At 63.9% G+C, this 12,204-nt stretch carries 10 protein-coding genes; 4 read left to right on the forward strand and 6 right to left on the reverse strand.

The genetic code is table 11. The features are described 5' to 3' along the window. Positions 1-7: 7 nt before the first annotated feature. From fdhF to ACIU1A_RS31065, 5 genes are all read right to left on the reverse strand, one after another. Positions 8-2,917 carry a formate dehydrogenase subunit alpha gene (gene fdhF, locus ACIU1A_RS31045; protein WP_404926075.1) on the reverse strand — a complete coding sequence of 970 codons (2,910 nt, stop codon included), beginning with the start codon at positions 2,915-2,917 and terminating at the stop codon, positions 8-10. 10 nt (positions 2,918-2,927) lie between these two features. Further along, on the reverse strand, positions 2,928-4,484 hold the full coding sequence (locus ACIU1A_RS31050) for a formate dehydrogenase beta subunit (RefSeq protein WP_404926076.1): 1,557 nt from the start codon (positions 4,482-4,484) through the stop codon (positions 2,928-2,930). Then, positions 4,481-4,960, reverse strand: coding sequence for a formate dehydrogenase subunit gamma (locus tag ACIU1A_RS31055; protein WP_404926077.1), 480 nt, complete (start codon positions 4,958-4,960; stop codon positions 4,481-4,483). Before ACIU1A_RS31055 ends, ACIU1A_RS31050 begins: the two co-directional genes overlap by 4 nt. Positions 4,961-5,092: 132 nt before the next feature. Beyond that, positions 5,093-5,992: a LysR family transcriptional regulator gene (locus ACIU1A_RS31060; RefSeq protein ID WP_224624859.1), complete on the reverse strand. Its 900-nt coding sequence runs from the start codon at positions 5,990-5,992 to the stop codon at positions 5,093-5,095. Positions 5,993-6,084: 92 nt separating this feature from the next. Then, complete coding sequence (locus ACIU1A_RS31065; protein WP_140556809.1) at positions 6,085-6,462, reverse strand: VOC family protein; 378 nt, start codon at positions 6,460-6,462, stop codon at positions 6,085-6,087. Between the two features lie 218 nt (positions 6,463-6,680). Between ACIU1A_RS31065 and ACIU1A_RS31070 the strand changes: the two genes are divergently transcribed. The 3 genes from ACIU1A_RS31070 to ACIU1A_RS31080 all read left to right on the forward strand — a co-directional run bounded on the left by ACIU1A_RS31070 (position 6,681) and on the right by ACIU1A_RS31080 (position 9,577). Next, positions 6,681-7,322, forward strand: a complete 642-nt coding sequence (locus ACIU1A_RS31070) for a DUF47 domain-containing protein (RefSeq protein ID WP_140497032.1) — start codon at positions 6,681-6,683, stop codon at positions 7,320-7,322. Between the two features lie 3 nt (positions 7,323-7,325). Further along, positions 7,326-8,330, forward strand: a complete 1,005-nt coding sequence (locus ACIU1A_RS31075; protein ID WP_140497030.1) for an inorganic phosphate transporter — start codon at positions 7,326-7,328, stop codon at positions 8,328-8,330. Positions 8,331-8,407: 77 nt separating this feature from the next. Further along, positions 8,408-9,577: an Mrp/NBP35 family ATP-binding protein gene (locus ACIU1A_RS31080; protein WP_140728839.1), complete on the forward strand. Its 1,170-nt coding sequence runs from the start codon at positions 8,408-8,410 to the stop codon at positions 9,575-9,577. Between the two features lie 37 nt (positions 9,578-9,614). Here the strand turns inward: ACIU1A_RS31080 and ACIU1A_RS31085 are convergent, their stop codons facing one another. Next, on the reverse strand, positions 9,615-10,067 hold the full coding sequence (locus ACIU1A_RS31085; RefSeq protein WP_140497026.1) for a carbon monoxide dehydrogenase subunit G: 453 nt from the start codon (positions 10,065-10,067) through the stop codon (positions 9,615-9,617). 151 nt (positions 10,068-10,218) lie between these two features. Between ACIU1A_RS31085 and ACIU1A_RS31090 the strand changes: the two genes are divergently transcribed. After that, on the forward strand, positions 10,219-12,024 hold the full coding sequence (locus tag ACIU1A_RS31090; protein WP_404928041.1) for an IlvD/Edd family dehydratase: 1,806 nt from the start codon (positions 10,219-10,221) through the stop codon (positions 12,022-12,024). Positions 12,025-12,204 lie beyond the last annotated feature (180 nt).

Below are 12,204 nucleotides of genomic sequence, written 5' to 3' on the forward strand. Positions count from 1 at the left end.
TCCAAGTCTACTCCGCCGCTTCCAGCGGGGCGATGCGGCGGCTGTTGCGCGCTTGCTCGTCATAGTCGCGTTGCCATTCCGATGGTCCGTTGGAGGCACCGACCTGCACCGCCGTCACCTTATATTCCGGACAGTTGGTCGCCCAGTCCGAAAAGTCCGTGGTGATGACGTTGGCCTGCGTGTCGGGATGGTGGAAGGTCGTATAGACCACGCCCGGTGACACCCTGTCGGTGATCTGCGCGCGCAGCGTCGTCTCGCCGGAGCGGCTGGTCAGCCGCACCCAGTCGCCGTCGCGCAGGCCACGGTTCTCGGCGTCGTGCGGATGGATCTCCAGCCGGTCCTCGGAGTGCCACATGATATTGTCGGTGCGCCGCGTTTGCGCGCCGACATTGTACTGCGACAGGATCCGGCCGGTGGTCAAAAGCAGCGGGAAGCGCGGCCCGGTTCGCTCGTCCGTCGCCACATATTCGGTGCGGATGAACTTGCCCTTGCCGCGCACGAAGCCGTCGACATGCATGATGGGGGTGCCGAGTGGCGCCTTCTCATTGCAGGGCCACTGCACCGACCCGACGCGGTCGAGCAACTCGAACGAGACGCCGGCGAAGCTCGGCGTCGTCTTGGCGATTTCGTCCATGATCTCGGACGGATGCGCATAGTTCCAGTCCAGCCCGACGGAACGGGCAAGCTCCTGCGTCGCTTCCCAATCGGCGTAACGCGCCTTCGGTTCCAGCACCTTGCGCACCATGTTGATGCGGCGCTCGGCATTGGTGAAGGTGCCGTCCTTCTCAAGGAAGGTCGAGCCCGGCAGGAACACATGCGCGTAGTTCGCCGTCTCGTTGAGGAAAAGGTCGTGCACGACCACGCATTCCATCGCGGCCAGTCCGGCGGCGACATGCTTGGTGTCGGGATCGGACTGCAGGATGTCCTCGCCCTGGATGTAGATGCCCTTGAAGGAGCCGTCGACGGCGGCATCCAGCATGTTGGGGATACGCAGGCCGGGTTCGTCGTCCAGCTTCACGCCCCACAGGCTTTCATAGATGTCGCGCACCGCGTCGCCCGAGACATGGCGATAGCCTGGCAGTTCGTGCGGGAAGGAGCCCATGTCGCACGAGCCCTGCACGTTGTTCTGGCCGCGCAGCGGGTTCACGCCGACGCCCGGGCGACCGATATTGCCGGTGGCCATAGCGAGATTGGCAATCGCCATCACCGTGGTCGAGCCCTGGCTGTGCTCGGTGACGCCGAGGCCGTAGTAGATCGCCCCGTTGCCGCCCTTGGCGTAGAGACGTGCCGCACCGCGGATCAGTTCGGGATCGACGCCGGACAGCTTGCCGACGGTTTCGGGGCTGTTCTCCGGCAGGGCGACGAAGGACGCCCAGTCCTGGAATTCCGTCCAGTCGCAGCGCTCGCGGACGAAGGCCTCGTCGAACAGGCCTTCGGTGACGATGACATGTGCGAGCGCCGTCAGCACGGCGACATTGGTGCCGGGCTTCAGCGGCAGGTGGTAGTCGGCTTCGATATGCGCCGACTTGACCATCTCGGTGCGGCGCGGGTCGAGCACGATCAGCTTGGCGCCCTGGCGCAGCCGCTTCTTCAGCCGCGAGGCGAACACCGGGTGTGCGGAAGCCGGATTGGCGCCGATGATGACGGCGACGTCGGTGAATTCGACGGAATCGAAATCCTGCGTGCCGGCCGAGGTGCCGTAGGTCTGGCCGAGCCCGTAGCCGGTCGGCGAATGGCAGACGCGCGCGCAGGTATCGACATTGTTGTTGCGGAAGCCCTGGCGCACCAGCTTCTGGACCAGATAGGTCTCCTCATTGGTGCAACGCGACGAGGTGATGCCGCCGATCGCCGTACGTCCGTACTGGTACTGGATGCGGCGGAACTCCTTGGCCGTGTGGGCGATCGCCTCCTCCCAACTCACTTCGCGCCAGGGATCGCTGACCTTCTCGCGGATCATCGGCGACAGGATGCGGTCCTTGTGAGTGGCATAGCCATAGGCGAAGCGGCCCTTCACGCAGGAATGGCCGTGATTGGCCTTGCCCTCCTTGTAGGGCATCATGCGGATGACCTCGTCGTCCTTCACTTCGGCCTTGAACGAGCAGCCGACGCCGCAATAGGCGCAGGTGGTGACGGCCGAGCGTTCCGGCAGGCCCTTGGCGAGCACTGTCTTCTCGCGCAGCGCATCGGTCGGGCAGGCCTGCACGCAGGCGCCGCAGGACACGCATTCGGAAGCGATGAAATCCTCGTGCATGCCGGCGACCATGCGCGATTCGAAGCCGCGGCCCTCGATCGTCAGCGCGAAGGTGCCCTGCACCTCTTCGCAGGCCCGCACGCAACGCGAACAGACGATGCATTGCGCCGGATCATAGGTGAAATACGGATTGGATTCGTCACGCGCGACGTAGTCGACGGCCAGCGAGCCGTGGCCGGGCGCGACGCCATCCTCCTTGACGTGATTGCGGCCTTCGACGCCGTAGCGGTTCTCGGTCAGGCCAACCGACTTCGCCACCGCGTCGAACTCACTGGCGCCGGTGCCGGCCTTCTCGTTCCAGCCCACCGGATGGTCGGAGACATAGAGCTCCATGACGCCGCGGCGAATGGCGTCGAGCCGTTCCGACCGCGTGCGCACCACCATGCCTTCGCCGACAGGCGTCGTGCAGGACGCCGGCGTGCCGCCGCGCCCTTCGATCTCGACCAGGCAAACGCGGCAGGAACCGAACGAGTCCAGCATGTCCGTGGCGCATAGCTTCGGGATCTCGACCCCGCTTTCCATCGCGGCGCGCATGATCGACGTGCCTTCCGGCACGCTGATGCTGCGGCCGTCGACGGTCAGCGTGATCCGCTTCTCAGCCTTCGATTGCGGAGTTCCGTAATCGATCTCTTCGATAAGCGTCGGGAAGTCGGCTTTGATGTTCATCTGCCAGCTCCTATTCAGCAGCCATGCGCGCCGGCGCGGGCTTGAAATCCTCGGGGAAATGCGTGATCGAGCTCATCACCGGGTAGGGCGTGAAGCCGCCCAGCGCGCAGAGCGATCCGAACTTCATCGTGTTGCAGAGATCGGTAACCAGGGCGAGGTTCTTCTCCGGCTCGATGCCGGCGGCGAGCCTGTCGATGGTCTCCACCCCGCGCGTCGAGCCGATGCGGCAGGGCGTGCACTTGCCGCAGCTTTCGATGGCGCAGAACTCCATGGCGAAGCGCGCCTGCTTCAGCATGTCGGCGGTGTCGTCGAATACGGTGATGCCGGCATGGCCGATCAGTCCATCGCGCTTGGCGAATTCCTCATAGTCGAACGGTGTGTCGAACAGCGCGCGCGGAAAATAGGCGCCGAGTGGGCCGCCGACCTGCACCGCCTTCACTGGCCGGCCGGTGGCCGTGCCGCCGCCGATATCGTCGATGATTTCGCCCAGCGTCATGCCGAAAGCCGCCTCGAACAGGCCACCGCGCTTGACGTTGCCGGCGATCTGGATCGGGATCGTGCCGCGCGAGCGGCCCATGCCGAAATTCTTGTAGTAGGCGGCGCCCTTGTCCATGATGACAGGCACCGAAGCCAGCGAGATGACGTTGTTGATCACCGTCGGCTTGCCAAAAAGGCCCTGGATTGCCGGCAGCGGCGGCTTGGCGCGCACCACGCCGCGTTTGCCTTCCAGACTGTTCAGAAGCGAGGTCTCCTCGCCGCAGACATAGGCGCCGGCGCCGACGCGGATCTCCATGTCGAAGGCGTTGGGCGAACCGAGCACGTTGACGCCGAGCACCCCGGCCTTGCGGGCGACCTCGACGGCCTTGTTCATGACCGCCACCGCATGCGGATATTCCGAGCGGATGTAGACGAAGCCCTTGGTCGCGCCGGTGGCGATGCCGGCGATCGCCATGCCTTCGATCAGCACGAAGGGATCGCCCTCGATGATCATGCGGTCGGCGAAGGTGGCGCTGTCGCCCTCGTCGGCGTTGCAGACGATGTATTTGCGCTCGGATGTCGTATCGAGCACCGTCTTCCATTTGATGCCGGTCGGGAAGCCGGCGCCGCCGCGGCCGCGCAGCCCCGAGTCAGTGACCTGCTTGACGATGTCGGCCGGGGCCATGGCCACCGCGTTCTGCAGGCCCTTCAGTCCGCCAAGCGACTTATAGGCGTCGAGTGACAGCGGGTCGTTGATGCCGCAGCGCGCGAAGGTCAGACGGGTCTGCTTGGCCAGGAACGGGATCTTGTCCGGCGCGCCCAGCCAGCGCTTGTGGTGGCCGCCTGTGAGAAAGCCATTGTCGAACAGGCTCTTGACGTCGGACGGCTTCACCGGCCCGTAGGCGACGCGGCCGTTTGCTGTGGCGACCTCGACCATAGGCTCTAGGAAATAGGCGCCGCGCGACCCGTTGCGGACGATCTTGGCCTCAACGCCGCGCTCGGCGAGTTCAGCGCGAACTGCCTTGGCGACCCTTTCGGCACCGAGCGCCAGCGCGCCGGAGTCGCCGGGAATGTAGATGCGCGGGATCATGAGCGCACCTTTGCGACGATTTCTTCGATCTGTTCGTTGTCGAGCCGCCCGATCACCTCGCCATCGAGCATCGCCGAGGGCGAGCAGGCGCACAGCCCGAGGCAATAAACCGGCTCCAGGGTCACCGAACCGTCTTTCGCCGTCTCGTGGAAATCAATGCCGAGCAATTGCTTGATCCTGGCGGCTACCACGTCGGAACCCATCGACTGGCAAGCTTCGGCCTGGCAGAGCTTGAGCACATGCCGGCCTGCCGGGCGGGCGCGGAAATCGTGATAGAAGGTGACGACGCCGTGCACCTCTGCTCTGGAAAGGTTCAGTCCGTCGGCAATGACCGGGAGTGCTGCCTGCGGCACATGGCCGAACTCTTCCTGAATGTTATGGAGGATCGGCAGCAGCGGACCTTCGAGGTCTTTCAGCTCCTGGATGATCGCGGCCGTGCGCGATGCGATCTCGGTACTTGCAGGCTGCATCGTCACGCAGCGCCCTCCCTGGTCGGTGGCTTTATCGCTAAGCCTTTACAAAATCAGGAGAAACCCCTGAAATCAATAAAGCTGATCCGTCGCTCGATAGAAATTTTCTATCGAGCTCCAGCACCTGTATTCCCTAACCTAGCGGCGGGCGCGGAAATCGTCTGCAAGCGCCATCGCCTCGTCCAGCAGCGCCGAAACCAGCGGCGTATGCGGTTCGCGCAACGCGGCCACCAGCCCGACCGTGTGGCTGGCGTCCGGCTCGACGATCGGGATGGCTCGGATAGGCTCGGAAAAGCCGAACGTTTCCGTGAGGTTGAGCGGCATGATCGAGGACCATTTCCCGGTGCGGATATGCGAGAACAACACGATCATCGAATTGGATTCCAGCGTCGGCCGCACCTCGACGCCGGCCTCGGCCAGGTGCTGGTCGATGATGCGGCGGTTCTGCATGTCCGGGGTCAGCAGGCAGAGCGGCAGGTGGCTGATCTCGGCCCATGTCACCTTGTCGCGGTCGGAATAGGGGTTTCCGATGGCGGTGATCAGCTGATAGCGCTCATCGTAGAGTGGTACGCTGGTCACTCGTCCGAGCGGTTCGTTGTCGAGATAGGTGATGCCGGCGTCTATATCGAAATTGCCGAGCAGCGACAGCACTTCGATCGAGGTCCGGGACAGTACCGAGAAGGTGACGCCGGGGTGTTTTTCGCGGAATGGCGTCGTCAGCCGCGCCACCATGGCGAGCGCGGTGGGAATGGCGGCGATGCGGATACGTCCCGACAAGCCGTGCCGCGCCGCCCGCATCTCCTCGCGCATGGTTCTGGTATCGCCGACGATGCGGCGCGCCCACACCAGCACCTGCTTGCCCTCCGGGGTCAGGCCCTGGAAGCGCGAGCCGCGCAGGACCAGCATCACGCCCAGCTGACCCTCAAGTTGCTTGATGCCGGCCGACAAGGTGGGCTGGGTGACGCCGCACACTTCGGCAGCCCGCCCGAAATGCTCTTCCTTGGCCAGCGCGATGAAAAATTCCAGCTTGTCGATCATATCTGAAGCTAGCCGCCGCCGCCGCACCGCGCCAGAGGGCTGCCGGCCACTGCGATGTCGATCGCCCCAAGCCGATGCTTGATCGCAGAAACCTATCGGTCGACGAGATTGAGGATGTTGCCGTCCGGATCCTTGAACCAGGCGACCTTCATGCCGTGGCCGACATGGATGTCGCCTTCCAGTGTCAGGCCAGGCATCTCGTAGTGTTCGAAGGCAACGCCCTTCGATTTCAGCCCGCTGACGACGGTGTCGATCTCATCGCCGACCGTCCACGTCACCGCCGTCGCCTTGTTGGTTCCGGCGAACTGAGAGCGATAGACGTTGATCGTGGTGTCGCCGCTTTTGTACACGATCAGTTCGCCACCCTCGTCATGCACCTGTTTCAGGCCGAGCGTCCCCTCATAGAAAGCCTTTGCCTTCGCCAGGTCTTTCACCGCGAGGTTGGCCGTCGCGTTGCTGTTTGCAAGCATGATCGTTTCTCCTTCGCTGCTTGTCGTCCCCGGCGTCTCCTTGGAAATAGGTCGCCCCCGTCGCTTGACGAGCCCCGCTTTGCCGGCGATGGCCGCCAATTGCCGTTCGCGAGCGGTGCCTGCAATTGGCTGCATCCACATCTTTCAGCCGGCTTACTGTTCCCCATGGGCGCATGCGGCGCTATGTGGATGGAACTGGTGCGCCGGGAGGGACGAACATGCTGGGCTGGTTCCGCAAGCTGTTGCCGCGCGAAGATCGCTTCTTCGACCTGTTCGAGCGGCATTCCCGCACGGTGGTCGGCGGCGCGGAGGCCCTGCAGCAGCTCCTCCTAGGCAAGGACATCGAGCATTGGTGCGAAAAGATCGTCGATCTCGAGGACGAAGCCGACCATATCACCGCCGAAGTCCTGCTTGCCGTGCGGCGCTCATTCATCACGCCTTTCGACCGCGGCGATATCAAGGACCTGATCCAGTCGATGGATGACGCCATCGACATGATGCACAAGACCGTCAAGACGGTGCGGCTGTTCGAGAAGAGGGAATTCGATCCGCTGATGCAGGAAATGGGCGCCGTCATTGTCGATGCCGCCAGGCTCGTCGCGGAGGCGATCCCGCTGCTGGCCAAGGTCGGCGCCAACAGTGCGCGCCTGAACGAACTCGCCGAGGAAGTCATGCGTGCCGAAGGCCGAGCCGACGATCTGCATGAGCAGGGCCTGAAGGATCTCTTCAGGCGGCACGGCCGCAGCGATGCGATGGCCTATCTGATCGGCTCGGAGATCTATGGCCAATTGGAGAAGGTGGTCGACCGCTTCGAGGACGTGGCCAACGAGATCAGCGGCATCGTCATCGAGAACGTCTAGGCGATGGAAGTCGCGATCGCCTTTCCCCTGCTGGTCGGCCTCGTCGCCGTCGCGCTGTTCTTCGATTTCCTCAACGGCCTGCACGACGCCGCCAACTCGATCGCCACCATTGTCTCGACCCGGGTGCTGAGACCGCATTACGCGGTGTTCTGGGCGGCCTTCTTCAATTTCATCGCCTTCATGTTCTTTGGCCTTCATGTCGCCGAAACCGTGGGCAAGGGTATCATCGATGCAAGCATCGTCACCCCGGCGGTGATCTTCGCCGCCCTGGTCGGCGCCATCGTCTGGAACATCGTCACCTGGATCGCCGGCATCCCGTCGAGCAGTTCGCATGCGCTGATCGGCGGATTGGTGGGGGCAGGCGTCGCAAAGGCCGGCACGGGTGCCATCGTCTGGGCGGGGCTCGGCAAGACGGTCGCCGCCATCGTCCTGTCGCCGGCGACGGGCTTTGTCCTGGCGCTTCTCCTGATCCTGGTGGTTTCCTGGCTGTTCGTGCGCCAGACGCCGTTCGCCGTCGACAGTACCTTCCGTGTCATGCAGTTCTTTTCCGCCTCCCTCTATTCGCTCGGTCATGGCGGCAACGATGCGCAAAAGACCATGGGCATCATCGCCGTGCTGCTCTATTCCCAAGGCATGCTCGGAACGGATTTCTACGTGCCGCTCTGGGTGGTCCTGACTTGCCAGTCGGCATTGGCGCTGGGCACGCTGTTCGGCGGTTGGCGCATCGTCCACACGATGGGCTCGAAGATCACCAGGCTCAACCCGATGCAGGGATTCTGCGCCGAGACCGGCGGCGCCATCACCCTCTTCGCCGCGACATGGCTCGGTGTTCCGGTTTCGACCACGCACACCATCACCGGCGCCATCATCGGCGTCGGCGCCGCCCGCCGTGTCTCGGCGGTGCGCTGGGGCATAGCCGGCAACATCGTCATCGCATGGGTCGTCACTTTGCCGGCGACGGCGGCGATTTCGGCACTGACCTATCTGGCGGTTCGCCTGGCAGGCTGATGTCGCGGCCTGGCGCTTGGAGCCGCCGGCGATCTGCACTATGTGAGCAGCAGCCGAACGCCAGGGAAGCAACAGCCATGTCCGTCACCAAGGAAACCGTCATCGAGCGCCTGAAAACGGTCAATGGCCCCGATTTCACCGGCAACATCGTCGACCTCGGCATGGTTTCCGAGATTTTCATCGCCGATTCGAAAGTGTTCTTCTCGATCACCGTTCCGGCCGCCAGGGCGCAGGAGATGGAGCCATTGCGCGCCGCGGCCGAGCGTGTCGTGAAAGCTATTCCAGGTGTCGCTGGCGCTGTCGTCGCCTTGACGGCGGAGAAGAAGGGCGGCGGCATGGAGGCGCCTGTCGCGGCGCGCCCGGCGCCACGTCCCGCCCCGCCCGTTGCCGCGCCGCGCCCGGCGCCCCATGCGCCTGCCTCGCACAGCCAGGGCAAGCGCGGCGTGCCCGGCATAGAGGCGATCATCGCGGTTGCGTCCGGCAAGGGCGGTGTCGGCAAGTCAACCACGGCCGTCAATCTGGCCCTCGGCCTCGCCGCCAACGGGCTGAAGGTGGGCGTGCTCGATGCCGACATCTATGGCCCGTCCATGCCAAGGCTGCTCAACATTCACGGCCGGCCGCAGACCGTGGACGGCAAGATCCTGAAACCGATGCAGAATTACGGTCTCAAGGTGATGTCGATGGGCTTCCTCGTCGACGAGGAAACGCCGATGATCTGGCGCGGTCCGATGGTGATGTCGGCGCTGACGCAGATGCTGCGCGAAGTCGAATGGGGGCCGCTCGACGTGCTCGTCGTCGATATGCCCCCCGGCACCGGTGACGCCCAGCTCACCATGGCCCAGCAGGTGCCGCTGGCCGGCGCGGTCATCGTCTCGACGCCGCAGGATCTGGCCCTGATCGATGCTCGCAAGGGCCTCAACATGTTCAGGAAGGTCGACGTGCCGCTGCTCGGCATCGTCGAGAACATGAGCTATTTCCTCGCCCCCGACACCGGCAAGCGCTACGACATCTTCGGCCACGGCGGCGCACGCCGCGAGGCCGAGCGCCTCGGCGTCACCTTTCTTGGCGAGGTGCCGCTGGAGATGGGCATCCGCGAAAGCTCGGATGAAGGTGCGCCGGTGGTGGCATCGAAGCCCGACAGTGCCGAAGCGAAGATCTATCGCGATATCGCTTCGAAGGTCTGGGACAGGGTCAACGAAGAGCGCGGCGCGGCCGCGGACGCCGTGCCGAGCATCGTCTTCGAGTAATTTTCGTCCAGGCGGCGCCAACGCTGGATAGACCAGCCTAAGCAGCACCCACCTTCTCGCCGAAGCTCGAAAAGAACTGTCCCGCCAGTTTCTTCGAGGTCGATTCGATCAGCCGGCTGCCGAGCTGGGCAATCTTGCCGCCGACTTCGGCCTTGGCGGCGTATTTGAGCACCGTCGCGTCCGCCCCATCCTCGGTCAGCGTCACGTCGGCGCCGCCCTTGGCGAAGCCGGCGATGCCGCCCTTGCCTTCGCCCTGGATCGTGTAGGCATGCGGGGGATTGAGATTTCTCAGCGTCACCTCGCCGTTGAAGGTCGCCTTGATCGGGCCGATCTTCAGCACCACCGTCGCCGCCATCTCGGTCGGCGACTTCATTTCCAGGCTCTGGCAGCCGGGGATGCTTTCTCTCAGCACCGCCGGATCGTTCAGCGCTTCCCAAACTTTCTGGAGGGGTGCGGCGATGCGCTCCTCGCCCTCGATCACCAAAGCCATCAGAACCTCCCGGACGACCAATGTCGGATTGTTGGTAGCGTGCGGCCCGATTGATGTCTATCGCACCAAAGTCCGGATTCAGATCACGCGTGCCCCTTGCCTGCATCCGCGCGTTGTCATATCGATTTGTCATACAAATACGGAGACCATGATGGCTGGCGCCCCCACAGGAAAGAAAAAGTTTCGCTCGCAGGAGTGGTTCGACAACCCCGACAATCCGGGCATGACGGCACTTTATCTGGAGCGCTACCTGAATTACGGGCTGACGCGCGCCGAACTGATGTCGGGCAAGCCGCTGATCGGCATTGCCCAGACCGGTTCCGACCTGTCGCCTTGCAATCGCCACCACATCGAGCTCGCCAAACGCGTGCGCGAAGGCATCGTCTCGATGGGCGGCATTCCTTTCGAATTCCCGTGCCACCCGATCCAGGAGACCGGCAAGCGCCCGACCGCAGCTCTCGACCGCAACCTTGCCTATCTCAGCCTGGTAGAAGTGCTCTATGGCTATCCGCTTGACGGCGTCGTGCTCACCATCGGCTGCGACAAGACGACGCCGGCGCTGTTGATGGCGGCGGCGACCGTCAACATTCCGGCCATAGCGCTGTCGGTCGGTCCGATGCTTAACGGCTGGCACAAGGGCAAGCGCACCGGTTCGGGCACCATCGTCTGGGAATCGCGCCAGCGCCTGTCGGCCGGCGAGATCGGCTACGACGAGTTCATGGACATCGTCGCCTCCTCGGCGCCGTCCACCGGCTACTGCAACACCATGGGCACCGCCACCACCATGAACTCGCTGGCCGAGGCGCTCGGCATGCAGCTGCCGGGCTCGGCCGCGATTCCGGCTCCTTATCGCGAGCGCGGCCAGATCGCCCACGAGACGGGAAAACGCATCGTCGATATGGTGCACGAGGATTTGAAGCCCTCCGACATCATGACGCGCAAGGCCTTCGAGAACGCCATCGTCGTCAATTCGGCGATCGGCGGCTCCACCAACGCGCCGATCCATCTCAACGCCATCGCCCGCCATCTCGGCGTGCCGCTCGACAATGACGACTGGCAGAAGATCGGCCTCGACGTGCCGCTCATCGTCAATCTCCAGCCGACGGGCGAATATCTGGGCGAGGACTACCATCACGCGGGCGGCGTGCCGGCCGTGGTGGCGGAGCTCATGAAAGCCGGGCTGCTGCCGCATCCGGATGCTCTGACCGCCAACGGCAAGACAATGGGCGACAATTGCCGCGATGCCGTCAACGAGAACCGCGAAGTCATCCGCACTGTCGCCGATCCGCTGAAGGCCAATGCCGGCTTCATCAATCTCAAGGGCAATCTGTTCGATTCGGCAATCATGAAGACCAGCGGCATCTCGCCCGAATTCCGCGAGCGGTATCTCTCCAACCCGAAGGACCCCGAGGCCTTCGAGGGCAATGCGATGGTCTTCGACGGTCCGGAGGATTACCACGCCCGCATCGACGACCCGGCGCAAGGGATCGACGAGCACACCATCCTGTTCATGCGCGGCGCCGGTCCGGTCGGCTATCCCGGCGGCGCCGAGGTCGTCAACATGCAGCCGCCGGCCTATCTCATCAAGAAGGGCATCCACGCGCTGGCCTGCATCGGCGACGGCCGCCAGTCCGGCACGTCAGGCTCGCCCTCCATCCTCAACGCCTCGCCGGAAGCCGCCATCGGCGGCGGGCTTGCATTGCTCAAGACAGGCGACCGCGTTCGCATCGACCTGAAGAAGGGCACGGCCAACATTCTCGTCACCGATGACGAGATCACCCGCCGCCGCGCCGAGCTGCAGAACAATGGCGGCTACCATTATCCCGAGCACCAGACGCCATGGCAGGAAATCCAGCGCGGTATGGTCGACCAGTTCTCGGGCGGCATGGTGCTGAAACCGGCGGTGAAATACCAGGACGTCGCTCATACGAAGGGCGTGCCCCGGGACAATCACTGATTATTCCCCGGGACATTCATCGATTGTTTGAAGCGACAATTGACGGATAGCGATCGACGATCGGCGGCCTGATCGGCCGCCGGTCGTTTTTTCGTTTCGTGGCCCGCTATGGACCGAGGACATTGCGTCCTTGACAAGCCTGCCCAACAAATCCACCATCGCTGCAAGGGGTTCATCGCG

The sequence above is a fragment of the Mesorhizobium maamorense genome, assembly GCF_044998965.1.
GTDB lineage: Bacteria > Pseudomonadota > Alphaproteobacteria > Rhizobiales > Rhizobiaceae > Mesorhizobium.

Coding starts and splice junctions, on each gene's coding strand:
- fdhF (WP_404926075.1), bottom strand. CDS start 2,917: ATGAACATCAAAGCCGACTTCCCGACGCTTATCGAAGAGATCGATTAC.
- ACIU1A_RS31050 (WP_404926076.1), bottom strand. CDS start 4,484: ATGATCCCGCGCATCTACATTCCCGGCGACTCCGGCGCGCTGGCGCTC.
- ACIU1A_RS31060 (WP_224624859.1), bottom strand. CDS start 5,992: ATGATCGACAAGCTGGAATTTTTCATCGCGCTGGCCAAGGAAGAGCAT.
- ACIU1A_RS31065 (WP_140556809.1), bottom strand. CDS start 6,462: ATGCTTGCAAACAGCAACGCGACGGCCAACCTCGCGGTGAAAGACCTG.
- ACIU1A_RS31070 (WP_140497032.1), top strand. CDS start 6,681: ATGCTGGGCTGGTTCCGCAAGCTGTTGCCGCGCGAAGATCGCTTCTTC.
- ACIU1A_RS31075 (WP_140497030.1), top strand. CDS start 7,326: ATGGAAGTCGCGATCGCCTTTCCCCTGCTGGTCGGCCTCGTCGCCGTC.
- ACIU1A_RS31080 (WP_140728839.1), top strand. CDS start 8,408: ATGTCCGTCACCAAGGAAACCGTCATCGAGCGCCTGAAAACGGTCAAT.
- ACIU1A_RS31085 (WP_140497026.1), bottom strand. CDS start 10,067: ATGGCTTTGGTGATCGAGGGCGAGGAGCGCATCGCCGCACCCCTCCAG.
- ACIU1A_RS31090 (WP_404928041.1), top strand. CDS start 10,219: ATGGCTGGCGCCCCCACAGGAAAGAAAAAGTTTCGCTCGCAGGAGTGG.